Annotated in this window: 16 protein-coding genes and 1 pseudogene; 10 read left to right on the top strand and 7 right to left on the bottom strand. The window is 61.2% G+C overall.

What is annotated here, in order from left to right:
* Together ACODTY_RS18730 and torT are read right to left on the bottom strand one after the other, a co-directional pair.
* A pseudogene (locus ACODTY_RS18730) lies at window positions 1-567 on the bottom strand (aminomethyltransferase); the annotation flags it as partial.
* Window positions 568-703: 136 nt separating this feature from the next.
* Entirely contained in the window at window positions 704-1,783 is a 1,080-nt protein-coding gene (torT, locus tag ACODTY_RS18725) for a TMAO reductase system periplasmic protein TorT (RefSeq protein WP_488995719.1), read from the bottom strand.
* Between the two features lie 55 nt (window positions 1,784-1,838).
* On the opposite strand from torT, the gene torS reads away from it, so the two are divergent.
* Window positions 1,839-4,760 (top strand): TMAO reductase system sensor histidine kinase/response regulator TorS, encoded by a 2,922-nt coding sequence (gene torS, locus ACODTY_RS18720; protein WP_488995718.1) that lies wholly within the window; start codon window positions 1,839-1,841, stop codon window positions 4,758-4,760.
* A 7-nt stretch (window positions 4,761-4,767) separates the two neighbouring features.
* On the opposite strand, the gene torR is transcribed toward torS, so the two are convergent.
* A complete protein-coding gene (torR, locus tag ACODTY_RS18715) occupies window positions 4,768-5,505 on the bottom strand; it encodes a two-component system response regulator TorR (RefSeq protein WP_488995717.1) in 738 nt (245 codons plus the stop codon).
* A 178-nt stretch (window positions 5,506-5,683) separates the two neighbouring features.
* Between torR and ACODTY_RS18710 the strand changes: the two genes are divergently transcribed.
* The 3 genes from ACODTY_RS18710 to ACODTY_RS18700 all read left to right on the top strand — a co-directional run bounded on the left by ACODTY_RS18710 (window position 5,684) and on the right by ACODTY_RS18700 (window position 9,758).
* On the top strand, window positions 5,684-6,637 hold the full coding sequence (locus ACODTY_RS18710) for an ABC transporter substrate-binding protein (RefSeq protein ID WP_488995716.1): 954 nt from the start codon (window positions 5,684-5,686) through the stop codon (window positions 6,635-6,637).
* Window positions 6,638-6,744: 107 nt separating this feature from the next.
* Window positions 6,745-7,773 (top strand): quaternary amine ABC transporter ATP-binding protein, encoded by a 1,029-nt coding sequence (locus ACODTY_RS18705; protein ID WP_488995715.1) that lies wholly within the window; start codon window positions 6,745-6,747, stop codon window positions 7,771-7,773.
* Window positions 7,770-9,758 carry an ABC transporter permease gene (locus tag ACODTY_RS18700; RefSeq protein ID WP_488995714.1) on the top strand — a complete coding sequence of 663 codons (1,989 nt, stop codon included), beginning with the start codon at window positions 7,770-7,772 and terminating at the stop codon, window positions 9,756-9,758. Before ACODTY_RS18705 ends, ACODTY_RS18700 begins: the two co-directional genes overlap by 4 nt.
* A 45-nt stretch (window positions 9,759-9,803) precedes the next feature.
* Here ACODTY_RS18700 and ACODTY_RS18695 read toward each other — a convergent pair whose 3' ends face one another.
* From ACODTY_RS18695 to ACODTY_RS18680, 4 genes are read right to left on the bottom strand one after another with little or no spacing between them, the layout of a single operon-like run.
* On the bottom strand, window positions 9,804-10,508 hold the full coding sequence (locus tag ACODTY_RS18695; protein ID WP_488995713.1) for a GntR family transcriptional regulator: 705 nt from the start codon (window positions 10,506-10,508) through the stop codon (window positions 9,804-9,806).
* 40 nt (window positions 10,509-10,548) lie between these two features.
* Window positions 10,549-11,610 carry an ABC transporter ATP-binding protein gene (locus ACODTY_RS18690; RefSeq protein WP_488995712.1) on the bottom strand — a complete coding sequence of 354 codons (1,062 nt, stop codon included), beginning with the start codon at window positions 11,608-11,610 and terminating at the stop codon, window positions 10,549-10,551.
* Between the two features lie 26 nt (window positions 11,611-11,636).
* Window positions 11,637-13,064 carry an aldehyde dehydrogenase family protein gene (locus tag ACODTY_RS18685; RefSeq protein WP_488995711.1) on the bottom strand — a complete coding sequence of 476 codons (1,428 nt, stop codon included), beginning with the start codon at window positions 13,062-13,064 and terminating at the stop codon, window positions 11,637-11,639.
* Window positions 13,057-13,572: a GNAT family N-acetyltransferase gene (locus ACODTY_RS18680; protein ID WP_488995710.1), complete on the bottom strand. Its 516-nt coding sequence runs from the start codon at window positions 13,570-13,572 to the stop codon at window positions 13,057-13,059. The genes ACODTY_RS18685 and ACODTY_RS18680 overlap by 8 nt, the downstream gene beginning before the upstream one ends.
* Before the next feature lie 120 nt (window positions 13,573-13,692).
* Here ACODTY_RS18680 and ACODTY_RS18675 point away from each other — a divergent pair, with 120 nt between their 5' ends.
* The 6 genes from ACODTY_RS18675 to ACODTY_RS18650 all read left to right on the top strand — a co-directional run bounded on the left by ACODTY_RS18675 (window position 13,693) and on the right by ACODTY_RS18650 (window position 18,890).
* Entirely contained in the window at window positions 13,693-14,733 is a 1,041-nt protein-coding gene (locus ACODTY_RS18675) for an extracellular solute-binding protein (protein ID WP_488995709.1), read from the top strand.
* A gap of 32 nt (window positions 14,734-14,765) precedes the next feature.
* Window positions 14,766-15,608 carry an ABC transporter permease gene (locus tag ACODTY_RS18670; RefSeq protein WP_488995708.1) on the top strand — a complete coding sequence of 281 codons (843 nt, stop codon included), beginning with the start codon at window positions 14,766-14,768 and terminating at the stop codon, window positions 15,606-15,608.
* The gene (locus ACODTY_RS18665) at window positions 15,605-16,441 is read left to right on the top strand and encodes an ABC transporter permease (protein WP_488995707.1); all 837 of its coding nucleotides are present in this window, start codon (window positions 15,605-15,607) and stop codon (window positions 16,439-16,441) included. The genes ACODTY_RS18670 and ACODTY_RS18665 overlap by 4 nt, the downstream gene beginning before the upstream one ends.
* A 33-nt stretch (window positions 16,442-16,474) precedes the next feature.
* Window positions 16,475-17,308, top strand: a complete 834-nt coding sequence (locus tag ACODTY_RS18660) for an acetoacetate decarboxylase family protein (protein WP_488995706.1) — start codon at window positions 16,475-16,477, stop codon at window positions 17,306-17,308.
* On the top strand, window positions 17,305-18,279 hold the full coding sequence (locus tag ACODTY_RS18655; RefSeq protein WP_488995705.1) for a 3-hydroxyacyl-CoA dehydrogenase NAD-binding domain-containing protein: 975 nt from the start codon (window positions 17,305-17,307) through the stop codon (window positions 18,277-18,279). The genes ACODTY_RS18660 and ACODTY_RS18655 overlap by 4 nt, the downstream gene beginning before the upstream one ends.
* Before the next feature lie 122 nt (window positions 18,280-18,401).
* Window positions 18,402-18,890 (top strand): L-2-amino-thiazoline-4-carboxylic acid hydrolase, encoded by a 489-nt coding sequence (locus tag ACODTY_RS18650; RefSeq protein WP_488995704.1) that lies wholly within the window; start codon window positions 18,402-18,404, stop codon window positions 18,888-18,890.
* The last annotated feature ends 3 nt before the right edge of the window (window positions 18,891-18,893 follow it).

Genomic DNA, 18,893 nt, shown 5'->3' with positions numbered 1-18,893 from the left:
CCTGAGATCCAGCACCGGATCGGCCAACGGATCGGGCAGTTCGAAGCGGCGGCCCTTGTTGACCTTGGCCCGCTGCAGCGTCATCACCAAAGGCGTTGCCGTGTCATGGCCGTCGACCAGCATCGGACCGCCCGGCGCTGCCGCGACCAGATAGCCGTCGCGCGTGACCGCAAAGGACTGTTCGATGCCGGCAGGCGTCGCCGCATCGAAGAAGCGCACCGCTTCCGCTCCGCCGAGCTGCAGGCCGCGCCGCTCGATGCCTGAGCGCAGACGCTTCAGGCTGTCGTCGCCGCCCAAAAGCAGCGCCTTCAACCCGGCCGCATTGGAATTGGACTTGGTACCGAGAATACCTGCATCGCCGCGGCCCTGCCGGTCGAATGCCACCAGCTCGCACGGCTGGCCGCCCTCAAGGTTGCGCACCGTCACCCTGTCGCCGGCCTCGACCTCGACCAGAACCGCGCCAGCGCCCTCGACCTGGTAGCGCTCAACCCCCGCAACCGTCATCCCGGGCCGCAAAACCAGACTCGGACGCGGCGGACCACTCACTATTCCAGGATAGCTCGTCATGACACGGTTCCTCCCATTGTCAGCGTGCAGGCGGCATTTGGCAGCGAAGCGCAATCTAGTCGCAGTCTGTGAACCGGTCCGTTCCGGTTCGTGAAATTTGGCGAGCCAGTTGTGAAAAATTGTAACTGGAGAGCTTTTATTTGACCTCGAATGTGGGTTTGAACCATGCCGGTGCAAGGCTCTGATCCAGATCGAGCGACAGCACGTTGGTTTTGTCGATGATCGTTACATGCGGGCCGACATGCTTGTGCTGCAACGTCCCTTCAATCGCCCGGATTGCCTGATCGATGGCGATGCGCCCCTGCATCGGTGGCGAATCCGTTGGTGCGGCCAGCACCTTGGATCGCGTAATCTCGCGGAATGTGCCGTGGGTGAAGTAGTCGGCTAAAATACTGATCTGGCCTTCGCGGTTCTGGGCGCGCAGCACGCTTACCGCCGCATCGGCCGTCGGGGCGCTGCCAACGATGTAGTCGACGTCCGGCTGCGATTCGAGCAGTTCCTCGATCAAGAGTAGCTGTATCTCAAGGCCCGTGTCGCCCCATTTTACCGCGGCAATTCTGGCTGAACTGTCCTTGATGCCCTTCTGGAAACCTGCCTCGATGAACTGGACCCAGCCGGCGCCTTTCGGGCCGGGAAACCAGGCAACCTTGACCGGTGTCGAGCCGGCAGGGTGAAGGTCGGCAAGATAGGCGCCGATCGAGCGTCCCATTTCTTCCCACGACACGCCGGTTTTCGCGGTGATGCCGGCGTTGGCGATGTCGTTGACGGCAGCGATCACCGGCATGCGTTTCGAAATTTCCAATATTGTGGGGGTAAGCCCATCATATGACACCGTGCCGACGATCAACGCATCGGCGTCGGCGCTGCAGGCTTTTATCTGCTCGATCTGACGGTCCAGATTGGGATAGCCGCCGGCCTCGACGACGGCCAGCCCAACGCCTGCAGCCTTCGCCTGCTCGACCATGCCGTAGTTGACGCTGACCCAATAGGAATCCTTGAGGTGCGGGTAGGAGGCGCAAATCTTCCAGTGTTTCGCGGCCTTGGCCACCGGCTGATAGTCGATTGTTGTCGGCGGCCGGGAGTAATCGAACGGCGGGTCCCATGCGTCAAGTTGCCAAGCAGCAGGCGCGTCTTCGGCACTTGCGGGCGCTGATGCGGACGCAACAAGTGCGACGCAAAACAGACAGCTTTGAAGGAGGCTTGCGATCCTTGTCATGCCTCAAACGCTAGACGGCTTACGCTGACAGTGCAAACCGTGGTTATATTGAAAGATGCTTCGTAAGCTCGGTATCGGTGGGAGGCTGTTTCTCGCCTTCCTGTGCATCTCTGGCCTGTCCCTGTCATCCGGCATAGCAAGCTGGCTGATCCTGCGTCATATCGCGGCCGCTCAGTCGGTGGTGAACACGAAAGCACTGCCGGCTGTTGCCGCAACCCAGCACACGGCTGAACTGAGCGCCAAGCTTGTCGCGACCGCGCCCGTGCTCGCCGCCGTCCAGTCGAGCGCGGAGCTGTCGAACGAACAAGCCAAGCTGTCGCGTCTCGCGCAAGAGATGGTGACCTCGCTTGACGAGGCGAGGAAGCTTGCCATCGACACCCAGCTTGTCGAGGAGTTCGCCGGCGCTGTCGAGAAGATGCTGGCGAACCTGAAAAGCAATTACGAGCTCGTGCGCCAGAGGCTCGAGGAGGAGGCCGCCTATCGCGACAGCGCCGAGAAGGTGGCCGATGCGGCGCAATCCATCCTGCTTTTGTCCGAGACGTTGATCTCGAATGCCTCTGCCGGCGCTTCCGCCGTCACCGCCAACCTCTACGGTCTGATCAACGATCCCGCCCGGCGCGAGGATGCCTACAGCGCCATCGACCGGCTGATCGAGCACGACATCTTTCTGATGGAGCGCATGTATGAATTGCGCCACCGCAGCGCCCAGATCAGCCTGCTTATCAACCGTCTCAACCGGGCGGAATCGGTGACTGAGATCACCGAAATCAGCCGCATCTTCCAGGACCACATGAAGGTCATACGCCGGCGTATCCTCGGCATTGACGATCCGGTGCGGCGCGCGCAGGCGCTTGAATCCTTCAACACGATGGAAGCCGCGGCTGGCGATGCGCCGGTTGCCGGTTCGCTGTTCGGGCGTCGGCAGCGCATCGTCGATCTGATCGGCAAGCTGGACACGATGGCGGAGGCCAATCGCGACCTTTCGGTGAAGCAGAATGCTGTCGCCCGAACCATTCTCGACCGGTCCGGCGAGTTTGCCCGCACGACTGCGGAGCGGGCCGACCACGCGGTGCAGATCGGCGTGTTCGTGCTGATCCTGACTTTGCTCGGTGCCGTCTTGGTGTCGGGCACGATCGTGTGGCTTTACGTCGAACGCAACCTCGTCAGGCGGCTGGGCAGCCTGTCACGCGCCATGCAGCGGCTGACAGCCGGCGATCTCGCGGTTCAGGTGGCTGAAGACGGCGACGACGAACTGCGCACCATGGCCGTTGCCGTGAACAGGTTCCGTGACGAATCGCAGCGGCGGCTCGACCTCGAGCAGGAGCGCGAGCGCATCACCGTCGAGTTGAAGCGCCACCGCGAAGAATTGCAGCAACTGGTCGAGGAGCAAACCGAGCAGATAAGGCTGGTCAATACGCGCCTTCGCGAAGAGGCATTGGATCACGCCGAAGCGCGGGAAAGGGCGGAACAGGCGAGCAGCGCGAAATCGGCGTTCCTTGCGACGATGAGCCACGAAATCCGCACGCCGATGACCGGCATGCTCGGCATGATGCGGCTGCTTTCCGACACCAAGCTGAGTTCGACGCAGCGCAAGCATCTCTCCATCGCGGCCAATTCCGGCGAGGCATTGCTGGGCATCCTCAATGCCATACTCGACTATTCCAAGATCGAGTCCGGCAATGTGGTACTGGAGCAGGTGGACTTCGACATGACGACGCTGGTTGAGGGCGTCGTCGCTTTCATGCGGCCGATCGCGACCGAAAAGGGCCTCGATTTCAACTTGAAGGTCGACCGCAAGCTTGCGCCGGCGTTTTGCGGCGACGCAACGAAGATCAGGCAAGTGCTTTTCAATCTGGTCAGCAATGCGATCAAATTCACGGAACGCGGCGAGGTGAGGGTAGAGGTCAGCAAGGCGGAAGCTGACAAGGGTTCGCAGCGCGTTATCGTGACCATCGCCGACACTGGGATAGGCATTTCCCCGGAGCAGCAGGAACACATCTTCCAGGCGTTCACGCAGACAGATGCCTCGATCACGCGCCGCTTCGGCGGCACGGGGCTTGGACTTGCGATCAGCCGAGAGCTTGCGCGGTTGATGGGGGCAGAGTTGAAAGTCGAGTCAGCCCAAGGTGCGGGAAGCAAGTTCATTTTCGAGCTGACGATGAAAACGGCGCGCCGCCCTGGCCGTGCACAACAGCGCGGGCCACGGGCGGCCAAGGCGAAGCTGGCGCTCAACATTCTGATGGTGGAGGACGACGAAGCGACACGGCTGGTTGCCGACACGGTGTTGTCAAAGGCGGGCCACCGCGTGATGGCGGTCAGTTCCGGCTACGCAGCGGTCGAAGCCGTTGCGGACTTCAAGCCTGATATCCTCGTGATGGATATAAGCCTGCCGGGCATCGACGGGCTCGAGGCCATGAAGCGCGTGCGCAAGGCGCTCAATGCGCCTGGCCTGCCGGTGATCGCCATGTCGGCGCATGTCTTCACATCCGAGGTCGAGCGCTATCTGAATTCGGGCGTTGATGCCTTTGTCGCCAAGCCCATCATCGACGAGCAGTTGCTCGAGGCCATCGGGACGCTGACGGATCGGGTTCCGGCAAGGACCGTGCTGGCCGCTTTTGACGATGTTGCGTGCAAGGCCGATGTCGATGCGCTGGGGCTTGAGGTTGTCCGCCGGCTGCACCGGATCGCGCAAGAAAGCCTGCCGCGTCGCTTCGAGGCGATGAACGAGGCATTGTGCACCAACGACCGCAAGGCACTGCGCGATCTTGCCCATGCCACGAAAAGCTCGGCCGGATCACTTGGCTTTCCGAGATTGTTGGCGGCTTCGGTTGCGCTGGAGACGGCGGCAGCCTCCGGCGCTGCTGCCGAGTTGAAACACATTGTCAGCGAGTGCGAGGCGGCGTTTGCGGCCGGTTTTGCCGAACTCGATCAAATGCTGCCGGCCGACGCATCTGCGGAGCGCACAGCGGCAGAATAATCGGGCTTCAGTAGCGTGGCATCTCCCGCTCGACCGGCTGTGTCGCTTCAGGCGTGAAAAAATAGCCTTCGCCATGCGCGGTGACGATGATGCGCGGCGCGCGCGGATTGTCGTGCAGTTTCTGCCGCAGACGCCGGACGAGCACGTCCACAGTGCGGTCGCTGGCGTCCCATTCGCGCCTCGATATCTCATGCAGCAAACGCTCACGAGACAGCACCTGGCCCGGATTCGCGGTGAGCACCGCCAACAGCTTGAATTCGGCCCCCGTCAGATCGACGAATGTGCCGCCTGTTGCCTGCAGCGTGCGGCGGGCTATGTCGAGCGTCCAGCCATAGAAGCTGCGCGTGGAAGCATTGGCATTCGGTTGCCGGCTCTTGCCGACACGCCGCAACAGCCCCTTCACCCTTGCGAGCAGTTCGCGATGCTCGAATGGCTTGGTGACGTAGTCGTCGGCACCGATTTCGAGCCCGACGATGCGGTCGACCGTGTCGGTGCGGCCGGTGACGAGGATGATGCCGGCATCGGACCTTTCGCGCTGTTCACGGGTGAGCTTGAGCCCGTCCTCGCCCGGCAGATTGATGTCGATCATCAACAGATCGGCGGGATGCCGACCGACAATGCTTCTCATCTGTTCGCCGTCGCCGGCTTCGCTGACCTTGTAGCCTTCGGCCAGAAAATAGCCGGCAAGCTTCGCCCGCGTAACCGGGTCATCCTCCACGATCACGATGTGATGCTGGAGCCGCATACCGAATTCCTCCCGGCATCCGATTAACATCTTTTCACATGGCAAGCCACGACTTTTACACCGACGACGACACCGGTTCACGTCTCGCCGTTATTCTGGCTGGGCTGAGCGTATCAGAACTACCCGCAGAGGTGATTTTCCGCTCGTCGGGAACAACTAATTACAAAAGGGAGAAGAAATGAGAAAACTCACCAAATCCGCAAGCGTGGCCGCGATCCTGGCTTTCACCGTGTCCACTGCTTTTGCTCAGGACTCCACCGACGTCATCAAGATACCAACCCACAACTGGTCGAGCCAGATCGTCGGCGCGCACATCGTCGGCAAATTGCTCGAAAAGACAGGCGCGAAGGTCGAATACGTGTCTGCCGACAGCCAGGTCGTCTACACCGCGCTTTGCGAGGGCGACGTGCACCTCGTCCATGAAGTCTGGGAAGGCGCTTTCGGCGTCGCGTTCGAAAAGGTTGTCAAGGAAGGCTGTGTCGTCGACGCTGCCACCCATGACGCGAAGACCCGCGAGGAATGGTGGTATCCAAAGTATGTCGAGGAAATCTGTCCGGGCCTGCCCTCCTGGGAAGCTCTCAATGCCTGCGCCGACAAGTTCGCAACGGCGGAGACATCGCCCAAGGGCCGTTTCCTTGGCGGACCGGTTGACTGGTTGAAGCACGATTCCGAGCGCGTCGAAGCACTCGGCATGAATTTCGAGGTGGTCAATGCCGGATCGGCAGCAGCCCTTTGGGCCGAGCTTGCCTCGGCCGAGAAGCGCAAGGAGCCGATCGTTCTCTTCAACTGGACCCCGAACTTCATCGAGGCCCTCTATGAAGGCGCATTCGTCGAGTTTCCGGCCTTCGATCCGAAGTGCAAGGACGATGCTTCCTGGGGAACCAACAAGGAGCTGACCTACGACTGCGGTAACCCGAAGGACGGCTACCTGAAGATCGGCGCGTGGAAGGAATTCCCGAACAAGTGGCCGAAGGCCTATTCGGTGCTCCAGAAGATCAACTTCACCAACATGGATGTCGCCGTGCAGGCCAAACTTGCCGACATCGACAACATGGAGCCGGAGGCGGCTGCGGACAAGTGGCTGTCCGACAACGAAGCCCGCTGGAAGGAATGGCTGGGTTCCGCCAGCTAATCCCGACTTCCAGCCTTCTGCCTGTTTGACTGGTAGCGCCCGCTTGATTGCGGGCGCTCCCTCTGGCGCAGGCACGATGTTGACCCGCAACGGCAAAGGGAATTTCCATGAGCGACCCCAAGATTGCATGCCGAAACCTCTGGAAACTTTACGGCCCCGATCCGGCCGGTTTCCTGAAGCGACATGATGGCCAGCCCACAATCGAGGCCATCCGGGCGCAGGGCTATATTTCCGCCGTTCGCGACGTGTCGTTCGATGTCATGCCTGGCGAAATCCTCGTCGTTATGGGGCTCTCCGGCTCCGGCAAGTCGACTTTGCTGCGCTGCCTGTCGCGGCTCGTCGAACCGACGGCAGGCGAGGTCATGTTCGAAGGCCGCGACATGCTGCGCGCCACCGACAATGAACTGATCGACTTGCGCCGTCACAAGATGGGCATGGTGTTCCAGAACTTCGCGCTTTTGCCGCACCGCACCGTTCTCGACAATGTCGCCTTTCCCTTGCAGGTTCGGGGAACGGGTCGGCAGGAACGGGAAAGCCGGGCACGCGATGTCATCGAGCTGGTTGGGCTGAAAGGGCGCGAAGGCTACTACCCGCGCGAGCTTTCGGGCGGCCAGCAGCAACGCGTCGGCATTGCCCGCTCGCTCGCGGTCGGGCCGGACCTCTGGTTCCTCGACGAACCGTTTTCCGCGCTCGATCCTTTGATCCGCAAGGAAATGCAGGACGAGTTCCTGCGGCTCCAGAAGGTGCTCAACAAGACCATCGTTTTCATCACGCATGATTTCGATGAAGCCATACGCGTCGCCGACCGAATTGCCATCATGAAGGACGGCGCCATCGAACAGCTCGGCACGGCGGAACAACTGGTCACCCGCCCCGCCACGCCCTATGTGGCGAAATTCACCGAGAACATTCCGCGAGACCGCCTGTTGTCGGTCCGAAGCGTCATGGAGCCGTCGGCTCCGCGCAAGCCGTCCAAGGACGCTATCCGGGCCGATGCGCTGCTTGCCAGCGTCGCGCGCCGGATCGTAACCACGGAACGCCCGATTGACGTGGTCGATGACGAGGGCATGCTGGTGGGCACGCTCGACCGGGGCAGCTACATCGACGCCCTTTACGATCAGGAACCGGCCCGATGAGCGCGGTGGCCATGGAGCGGCCGACCAAGGCTGACACGCCGGGAGCACTCGCCAAGGCGGCGAAACCGGTGCTTTCGGTACTGCCTTTCCTGATCCTGTTCCTGTGCGCGCCGCTGTTGCCGGGCTGGATGATGAAAGTGCCGCAGGCATGGGCGATCCCGTTCATCGACTGGACGAACGCTTTCATCGATCATCTGCGCGAAGACGTCATTTTCGGGCTTTTTTCGTTCCGGGATTTCACGCGCTGGATTGCCGAGCTGATCACATGGCCGCTCGCCCTGGTCGAAGGCCTGCTTGTGTCGGGCTTTCCGGATGCCGGCCTGCCGGCGATGCCGTGGGTTATGACGGCCGGCCTCTGCGGCGTTCTGGGCTGGTCCTTGCGCGATTGGCGGCTTGGCGCGCTGGCGGCGGGCTGCGTCGCCTATATGGCGATCTTCGGCAAATGGGAACTGTCGATGATCACGCTCTCGGTCGTGCTGGTTGCAGCGCCGATTGCAGGCAGCATCGGCTTCCTGCTGGGCATACTGGCGGTCAAGAAGCCGTGGTTCGAGGCGGCCATCGTGCCGGTCCTCAACGTGCTGCAATCGCTGCCGCATTTTTCCTATCTCATCCCCATCGCCGTTTTCATCGGCGTCGGTCACAAGGCTGGAACCATCGCCACGGTCATCTTCGCCATCCCGCCCATGGCGCGGCTGACGATCCTTGGTCTCAAGGGCATAGCCGAAGAGATCCGTGAAGCCGGCAAGATGGCGGGATGCACGCGCTTGCAGATGCTGTGGATGGTCGAGATTCCGGCCGCTCGCCAAGCTCTGCTTGTGGGCGTCAACCAGGTCATCATGCAGTGCCTCGCCATGGTCGTCATCGCGTCGTTCGTCGGCGCGCGCGGGCTTGGGCACGACCTCCTGTTTCGCCTTCAGTCGCTCAAGATCGGCCAGGCTCTCGAAAGCGGTGTTGCAATCGTATTGATGGCCATCGTGCTCGACCAGTTGAGCCGTGCGGCTGCCGAGAAGCAACCAAGCCACATTTCCGAAAACGCCTCGTGGCTGGCGCGCTTCCCGTTCGTGTCGGCTGCGCTTGCCGTCTGCGTCGTCTCGCTCGTTCTGGCGGCGATCACGCCTTACGCGAGCGTTTGGCCGACCGAATTTACCTTGAGCACGGCACCGCTGTGGGACGGTCTGGTTGACTGGATCACGCTCTACTTCTTCGACCCGCTTCAATATTTCCGCGATGGCATGCTGCTTTATGTGCTGATCCCGATCCGCGGGCTGTTCCAGCAGATTCCATGGACTGCAATGGTGGCGCTGGTGGCGGTGGCGGGCTGGTCGCTCGGGGGCTGGCGTCTCGCGCTGATCGTGTCCGGCTTCGTTTTGTTCATCGCCTTTGCCGGATTCTGGGAGCGCTCGCTGATCACCGCCTACATGGTAACGGTCGCAGTCTTGCTGTGCATCCTCATCGGCCTGCCGGTCGGCATTTGGGCGTCGAAGACGGAGCGCCGGGCACAATTGGCGAAGCTCTGGTGCGATACGTTCCAGACCTTTCCGTCCTTCATCTACCTGATCCCGGTGATCATGCTGTTCAAGGTGGGCGACGTGGCGGCGATCTCGGCGATCATCATCTACGCCATGATCCCGATCATCCGTTATACGGTGTTCGGCCTGCGCAACGTGCCGCAGGATATCGTCGAAGCGGGCATCACTTCAGGCTGCACCCAACGCCAGCTGTTGTGGAACATTCGCATGCCGCTGGCCTTCCCGGAAATCATGCTCGGCATCAACCAGACCATCATGTTCGCGCTGTTCATGGTCATCATCGCTGCCTTCATCGGCACCAAGGACATCGGCCAGGAGATTTTCAAGGCGCTGACCTTCAATGATGCGGGCAAGGGTCTGGTGCTCGGCCTGTGCGTTGCCTTCATGGGCCTTACCGCAGACAAGCTCATCACCGCATGGTCGGCCGAGCGCAAGAGCAGGTTGGGTCTAGTCTAGGGTGTGAGGTTTGGCGGGGAGGGGTCTCGACGATCCCTCCCGCCGTCAGTCGATCGTCTGGTTGTGGTTGCGGAAGACCTTGCGCAGGGCCTCGACATCGCGGGCACGCACAGCCGCGGTCATGGCCAGGTGTTCCTCGTAAAAGCGTTTCCAGGTTGCCGGATCGCCGAGAAGGACATGGCTCTTCGAGGCGAGCCGCGCCGAGATGAACGAGCGGATAGACTGCAGGAAGAAGCTGTCGCCGATGGCTTCGAGGCGCTCGTGGATCTGGAAATTCACCCGCAGGTATTTTTCCTTGTCGCGGTTTTCGAAGGCCTTGGTCATCAGCATTTCGAGGACTTCGAGTTCCGCAATGTCATCGTCGGTAACGAGTCGGCAAATGCGTTCGGCGAGGATTTCGTCCACGACCGAAACGATGGCCATGCCGGTGTGATATTCCTCGTTGTCGACAACGCCGACACGCGCGCCCTTGTTGGGCGTTATCTCCACGAACCCTCGCGATTCCAGCATCCTGAGCGCTTCACGCATAGGTGTGCGCGAGACGCCGAACTGCCGTGAAAGGCCTTGCTCGGTGACCTGCGTTCCGGGCGGCAGAACGCCCAGATAGATGAGATCGCGCACCTTCTCGTAGAGCTGCGCCGACAGCGTGGCGCTACCCATGCCCTGATCCAGCTTCATCGAGCGCCCGCCGACGGAAGAAGACAGGCTGGCAGCACCACCTTGGACGTCGTCTATTTTCTTGGCGGGCATGTGGGAGCCTTGTTCCTGCGGAAGTTGCCGGGCAGTTCGGTCAGCCGTCATCCGACAGTTGATGCATGTCGGCGGCACTCCAAGTCAATACGCCCTGTGTGCCGATGGCGGGAGGTGTGTTTGTCTTGATATGGCTGGCGAGAATGCCGAGGTCGTCTGTTTCTATGTGCAGGCGGTAGTATTCGCCGCAGAATTCCGAGCCTACGACCGTGCCGATCAGCGCGCTTGGAACAAGTCCATCGGTGTCGAATCCGACCGCATCGGGGCGAACGGCGAACTGCATGGGGCGTCCATCGGCTGCCGCGTCACCGCTGCGAGGGACTGCTATCTTGCCGATCTGGAGAAATGTCTTGCCGCTTTTGCTCAGGCTGGTTCCGGCGACGATGTTGGACGAACCCATGAATTCCGCGACGAAACGATTGCGCGGGCGCTGGTAAAGGTCTTCGGGCGAGCCGATCTGCTCGGCGCGTCCACCGGCCATGACGAGAACCTGATCGGACATCGTCAGCGCCTCCTCCTGGTCGTGGGTGACCATGATCGTCGTGATGCCCGTTGCGCGTTGCAGGCTGCGAAGTTCCTGGCGCAGGCTTTCGCGCAGCCGCCGGTCAAGGGCGCCCAGCGGTTCGTCGAGCAGCAGCAGCGACGGCTCGAACACGATGGCGCGGGCCAAGGCCACACGTTGCTGCTGGCCGCCGGAAAGCTCGCTTGGAAGGCGCTCGCCAAATCCCTCGAGCTTCACCAGCCGCAGCGTTTCATCGACCTTTCGGGAAATCTCATCAGGCGAATGGCCGCGCACCTCAAGCGGAAAGGCAATGTTCCCGCTTACGGTCAAATGCGGGAATAGCGCATAGTTCTGGAAGACCAACCCGATGTTGCGCTGGTTCGCCGGCTGGCGGGTCAGGTCTACGCCGTCGATCATGATGCTGCCGCTGGTCGGCTCGACCAGCCCGGCGATCATGTTGAGGACCGTGGTCTTGCCCGAACCGCTCGGTCCGAGGAAGGAGATGAAATCGCCTTCCTTGACCTGCAGTTCAAGGCCGTCCACGGCAAGATGGTTGCCATATCGCTTGGTCAATCCTGTCAGGACAAGCTTTTCGGTCATTCTCACCTCTATAGGGGTGTGTTTGTTCATGCCTGCCACAGCACCGATTTCTGGTGCACGAGCGACAACAGAAGTTCGCGGCCGTTGCCGTAGCCAAAGCCGCTTTGCTTGGCGGGCTCCCACGTCGAGCCGGTCGCGATGCCAATCGCCGTATTGATCTTGAGCAGCCCGACATCGAGTTGGTCCATTGCCTGCATGGCGTGGCGCGAGGAGTCTGTAAATAGAACAGCGCCGAGGCCATAAGGGCCTCCATTGGCCATCGAGATCGCTTCGTCGAAATCGTCGAACGGCCGCAAGGCAGCTACAGGCCCGAAGGTTTCGTCCTGCCAAAGAGCGCAATCGGCTGGCACGTCTGCAACAATTGTGGGCGGATAGAAGAAGCCTTGGCGTCGCTCGCGACGGCCCCCGGTCAGGATTTCCGCGCCGGCGCCGGCCGAGCCCGCGACATGGCTTTCGACGACCGCCAATTGGCTGGCATCGATCAGCGGGCCGATCTGCGTCGCCTCTTCGAGGCCGGGGCCGATCTGCAGCCGCGCGGCTGCCTTGGCAAGCCTATCCGCGAATTCCGGGTAGTGAGAGCGATGGACAAGGAAGCGTTCGCTGGAGGTGCAAATCTGCCCGGCATTGCGCATGGCGCATTCCAGCGCCACCGGTACGACGCGATCGAGATCGCAAAGCGCATCGACGATGAAGCAGTCCTTGCCGCCCAGTTCCATGATTGAGGGGCGAAGATGGCGCGCGCATTCCTCGGCGACACGCTGCCCGGTCCGCTGACTGCCGACGAACAGCACGCAGTCGACATCGGTGTGCGCCACCAGTTCCTTGCCCGCGACGCCGTCTCCCATCACGATGTTCAGGACGCCGTCGGGCAAGATCTTCGACAGCGCGCGCACGGGCGCGAGTACGCTGTTGGGCGCCTTCTCGGATGGCTTGAGCACCACGGTGTTGCCCACTGAAAGTGCCGCGAAGACATGTGAGAGTACAGTCAGAAGCGGGTAGTTCCAGGGCATGATGCAGGCGACGACGCCGCGAGGACGGGCATGCTGGAAGCTAAGCGACCTGGCCTGCGATGCCTGTTTGCCTGTGCGAAGCTGCGTTGCCAGTTCGGCCACGGCAACGATCTCGTCGGCTGTTATCAGCGCTTCGACACGCGATTCGGTGATGGGCTTACCATTTTCCAGTGTGATGCGCCGGGCAATCTCTTCGGCGTCGGATCGAATTTGGCTGGCGCAGCGGTGCAAAATGCTGGCGCGGTCAGTAGGCGCCAGTGCTGCCCAAGCGTCGCTCGCCTTGCGGGCAGCGGCCACGGCGGTGGCGACGACTTCCGCCGTTGCAAGCGGCATGCGCCAAAGCGGCGTTTCGTTGGCGGGGTTGGACAGGAGGCGTTCTTCGCCGGCCTTGGTCGTGAAGTCGCGGCCGTCAATGAAATGGTGAAGCTGCGGAATATCAGCCATGGGCCATTGCCTCCGCGATTCCGGTTTCCAGTGGCAGGCGCAGGATGAATTTGGGCCCGAAATAGTCGACCCTATGCACTTCGGCGAAGCCGAGGCCATGGTAGAGCGAATTGCTTTCCACGGACGTAGCGAGAAACAATTCCGCAAACCCCTGTTCTCTGGCGTAGTTGACAATGTGCTGGCAAAGCAGGGTCGCGAGACCGCGTCCGCGCGCGCCGTCATGAACAAACACGTTGCATATCCACGGCGTTGCGCCCGGCAGGAAATCGTAGCTGTCGGTGATGCGCAGCGACGCCATCGCCGCCGGCGCTCCATTTATCGTTGTGACAAATGTCGCGGGCAGTGCGCCGGCCGGAGTGGTCGGGTCGTAGCGAATGAGCGTGTTTTCCCAGCTTCTGCGCATGGGGACGGACCACTGGAAATAGACCCAGCTCGCGATGACCGGCGCGAACTGTGGGCACGCCCTGAGCGGCACGATGTCCACTCTGTCTTGCGGGCTTTCATTCATATTCCAGCCATCCCTGCCGTGCCGTTCGAAATCATCGCCATCGGTGCCGCTTGACTCGTTTTAACATTCGTGCACATGTATACATGTACACATTATATGTCAACGCTTGCGGAGACGAGCATGACCATAACGCGCAGAACTGTCGTAAAACTATTAGGCTCGTCGGCGTTTGCCGGCGCAATCTCATCTACCCTGGCATCGCGGGCATTTGCCGCCGCCAGTGAACTGGTCATTGCCCAGTCGGGAGGACAAGCGGGCGAGGCACTCGAGAAGGCATATGCCGCACCTTTCACCGCCAAGACCGGAATTCCGGTTCGTTTCGTCGGACTTGAATCGGCGCTTGGCGAGTTGAAGGCGATGCTGCAGTCCGGCACCATCGACCGGCATGTCTGGGACGTCGAACTTGCCGACGTTCTTTCGCAGCCGGACCTGTTCGAAGACCTCGATTGGGATGCCATCGCGCCTGATCCCATCTTCCCTGAAGCCAAACAGCCGAAGGCTATTGGCCGCCACTACTATTCCTACGTGATGTCGTGGAACGGCAAGGCCAAGCCGATCAGCACCTGGAAAGATTTCTTCGATACGGAGAATTTCCCCGGTCGCCGGGCGATGATGTCTTATGACGCCTATGCCCAGCTTGAAGTCGCGCTGCTTGCCGATGGCGTTCCCGCCGACAAGCTCTACCCGCTCGACGTCGACCGTGCTTTCGCTTTCCTTGAAGCGAACAAGGACAAGGTGCAGGTCTGGTGGGACAGCGGCTCTCAGGCTGCCGAACTGGTGACCTCTGGCGAAGTCGACTACGCGCTGATCTATTCGGGCCGCGTCGCCTACAGCAAGGATGTCGGCATGACCTACAATCAGGGCATCAGCGTCCTGAACTACCTTGCCGTGACCAAGGGCATCGACGCCGATTCCAAGGCTGCGGCGATGAAGTTCTTCCACGAAATGACGGTCGCGGAAAACGAGTTGAAGGCCGTGGAAACCATTGCCTATTCGGGGCCGAGCGAGGGTCTGGATGCATTGCTGACGGACGATCAGCGCAAGATGCTGCCGTCTTCGGTGCAGAACAGGGCGGTTCAGGTTCCGATCAACTCGCAGTGGTGGACGGAAAACCGTGCGGCAATCGACAAGCGTTGGACCGAATTCCGCGCGAACCTTTAAACTCGGCAGCCCGACATAAAAAGGCATCGGTCATGAAGATGCTGTCTTCGCCTGCGGCAAGCCGGATCGCGCTCAATGCGCCTCTGGTCCTGTTCCTGGCTTTGACCCTCGTGGTTCCGCTCCTCGGTATTGTTGTTTTCAGCTTCGGGGCGGAGCCACACCTGTTTTCCAACTACGTGCAGGTCGTCTCCTCGCGGACCTATATGCGGGTGATCGGGATGACGCTGCTTTTGGGTGTGATCGTCGCCGCTACGACGACGGCGCTCGCATTCCTGTTTTCGCTTTGGGTGCTCAATCTTCCCAAGCGATGGAAGCCTGTCGTCATCGCCTGCATCGTGATGCCGTTCTTCATCAGCTACCTGGTGCGGGCGCTGAGCTGGATGCCGGTGCTTGGCTTCAATGGCCTTGTCAATCGCAGCCTCTTGGCAATGGGCGTCATCGATGCGCCGCTGACGCTCATCTACAATCCGCTGGCCGTCGTACTCGGCACCGCCAACGTGCTTTTTCCGGTCGCGGCCCTGCCGCTGCTCGCCGCATTCCACAAGGTCGACAGGCGGCTGCTTGAGGCTGCGAAAAGCCTTGGTGCGTCCCGCTGGACGACATTCAAGCGCATATTCCTGCCGCTGGTCGGGCGCGCCACCTTGTCGACCTCGATCATGGTGTTTGCCATCGCAACCGGCTTCTACATAACCCCTTCCGTTCTCGGCGGCGGCAAGGTGCTGCTTGCGCCCAACCTGATAGAACTCCTCATCCACCGGCGTGGCGAATGGGGAAGCGGTGCGGCGCTGTCGGTCATCCTGCTGCTTATCTTCCTGGCATCGATTGCGCTGGCCAAAAGGCTCGGCAATCCGCGGCAAAGGCAGGCGGCGCGATGACCAAGTCGGGACGCCAATCACGGCGCCGGGTACTCCACGTCGCGGCCGACTCGACACTTGCCTTCGTCGGCATCGTCACGCTGGCATTCATATTGATGCCCGTCGCGGTGGTGTTCGCCGTCTCGCTGACCGCAGGGGAAAGCTTCGCGATCCCAACCGGCGCGCTTTCGCTGCGCTGGTACGGCGAACTGTTTGGCGATGCCCACTGGCGACATGCCTTCTTCAATTCGGTATCGATCGGCGTGCTCTCGACCCTCGGCGCGCTGGTGCTGGGGCTGCCGGCGGCCTATGCGGCGACGCGCTATGACTATCGCGGCAAGTTCGTGGTGGAAGGGCTGGCGCTCAGCCCGCTTCTCTTGCCGACCGTTGCCATCGCAGCCGGGCAATATCTGTTGCTGGCCAAGCTCAGCATCAGCGGCACAATGCTGGCGATCGTGCTGACCCACATCGTCTATGTGATGCCGTTCGTTTTCATCATCTGCGGGCTCGGCATTGCCGCCATAGATCCGCAACTTGAAGCGGCGGCCTTTTCGCTCGGCGCGAGCCGATGGACGATATTCCGCCGCATCCTGCTTCCCAACATGCTGCCCAGCGTCGTTGCAGCAGCCTTGCTCTGCTTTGTCAGCAGCTTCGACGAACTAGTGCTGGCGCTCTTCGTCGGCGGCGGCGTCAAGACGGTGCCGCTCACCATTCTTGGCGAGCTCAAATACCAACTCAAGCCGACGATTGCGGCGCTCAGCGTCAGTCTCAGCCTGTTTACCGTCACCGCTGCCAGCCTCGCCATCCTCCTGATGCGGCGCGGCAAGGTGAAACTCGGCGCGGTCGTTTCGTGACGCCCCGCCACTATTTCGATTGGACCGAATGAAATGGCCTATGAATTCCTCGCCAACCGCATGTACCGGATGCCCACGCATTTCGGACCGACCCTCGGTCCGCGTCACAATCCGGATGGCGGCAGGTATGACTGGAGCGACCATGAGTTCGACGCCGTCAGCGCCTATTTCCTGTCGGAACGGCCTGCGCTGGAGGCACTGCTGCCGCCAGGTTTCGAAATCTACGGCGACCCGGTCGTCAAGATAACCTTCGCCTATTTGCGCAACCTGCCATGGCTTGCAGGCCGCGGCTACAACACGCTCGGCGTCAATGTTCCCGCCCGGTACAAGGGCAAGGTGGATGAGGCAGTCGGATCGCTTTGTCTCGTGCTTTGGGAAAACATGGCCGATCCGATCATGACCGGGCGCGAGGAACTGGGAGTCGCCAAGATCTATTGCGATCTGCCGCCGCCGCGCATCGTGGCCGGGCGCATGAATTGCGAGGCGTCCTGGTATGGCTTCCGCTTCCTCGATATGGACCTGGACGGTTTGCGCGAGGCCGACCTTGCGAAAGACAGGCTGGACCCGGGTCCCGACACGCAAGGGAATCTGCTTCACTATAAATACATGCCGAGGACCGGGGAGTGGGGCACGGCCGACGTGGCTCACGCGGCGCTCTCGCCCTCGCTGACTGCCGGCGAGGTCGTCGGCGCCAAAATCGGCACAGGATCGATCCGCTTCCAGCGCCCGGCATGGGAAGACATGCCGACGCAGTTTCGCATCGTCAACACGCTGGCCGATCTTCCGGTTGCCAAATCGCTTGGAACCTCGACCATAACGGTCCGGGGCGGCAATTTCGATCTCTACAACCAGCGTGCCCTATCGTGAGCGCCGACAGCATAAACGGACTTCACGGCGAAGCAGCGGTGATCGGCCGGGCGGACCTAAAGACAGTGGCGTGTGTCGGGCTCGGCCTCATCGGCACGAGTTGGGCGGCGGTCTTCCTGTCACGCGGGTTTGCCGTTTGCGCCACCGACACGGAAGAGCGCTCATGGCAGCGTGCACTGCCGATCATCGAGGCCAACATGGCCGATCTCGCCAAGATCGGTCCGGTGGTTGGCGGTTGGCGCGAGCGGTTGCGGTTTGAGCCTGATCTGGCATCGGCGGTGCAGGGAGCAGACTTCGTCCAGGAAAACGGACCGGAACAGGAAGCGGTGAAGGTCGACCTGTTCACGCGGTTGGATAGCGTGCTTGCGCCCGATGTGGTGATCGCGTCGAGCACGTCTGGCATCCCGATGTCCACCATCCAGAAGAATTGCAGGCATCCCGAGCGCTGCATCGTCGGCCATCCGTTTACGCCCGCCCATCTGGTTCCGCTGGTGGAAATCGTCGGCGGGGCGAAGACCAGCCCCGCTGCACTTCATTGGGCAAGGGCGTTCTATGAAAGCTTGGGCAAGACAGTGGTGCATGTGCGCAAGGACGTGCCGGGCTTTCTCGCCAACAGGTTCCAGACCCTTGTTTTGCAGGAGGCGTTGAGCCTTGTGAAGAACGGCGTCGCGACCGTCGAGGAAGTCGACGAGGCCTTCGTCAATGGACCCGGCCTACGCTGGGCGCTTTACGGCCCCTTTGCCCTGACGGCCTTTTCTGCCGGCGAAAAGGGCATCGGCGCAGCACTTCGCCGCTACAAGGGCCATCGCGAGAACGTGCTTGCCTCCATCCACCCGGTCGAAGTCGACAATGCGTTGATCGATGAAGTCGAGCGGCAGGTTGGCGAGTTGCCGGAACTGAAGGAGCCCGGCAAGGCCCTGCAGGATAGGGACCGGCAATTGTTGGAGCTGCTGCGCCATCTGCGGCAATAGGTTTTGACCTGAACTCACCCTTGATGACATGCGTGAAGGTTGCTTTGTGCAATTTTCGGTGTTCGGGCTGCTGCAATCTTGCCCACCATCGCCATCGGGCGTAGGCAGCAGGATCAGAGGTGATGACAATGAAAACCCCGTCCGATCTGCCCGTTCTTCTCAAACGCAGCTTGCAAGCGCAGGTGATCGGGCCGATCCATGCCGAGATGGTCGAAGCGTTGGGCAAGGAAAAGGCCGACGCCATTCTCGATTCGGCAATCCGCAAAGCTGCTATCGCCGAGGGCAAGTCATTCGCCGGCAAGGCGCCTGGCGGTGAGACCTCGATGGCTGAATTCATCAAGCTCTACGATTTGTGGACGGCGGATTCGGCGCTGGAAATAGAAGTGCTCGATGCCACCGAAGATACGTTCAACTTCGATGTGGTCCGCTGCCGCTATGCCGAGACTTATCGGGAGATGGGGCTTGGCCATATCGGCCACCTGATGTCATGCAATCGCGACGGCAATTTCTGCAAGGGCTACGATCCGAACATCCAGCTCGAGCGCACCCACACCATCATGGCCGGCGCGCCGCGCTGCACCTTCAGATATACCTACGAAAAGGCCAAGTGATCG

It is taken from the genome of Mesorhizobium sp. FG116, from assembly GCF_057809835.1.
The sequence above is the reverse complement of the archived record's forward strand: the minus strand, read 5'-3'. Positions and strand labels throughout refer to the sequence as shown.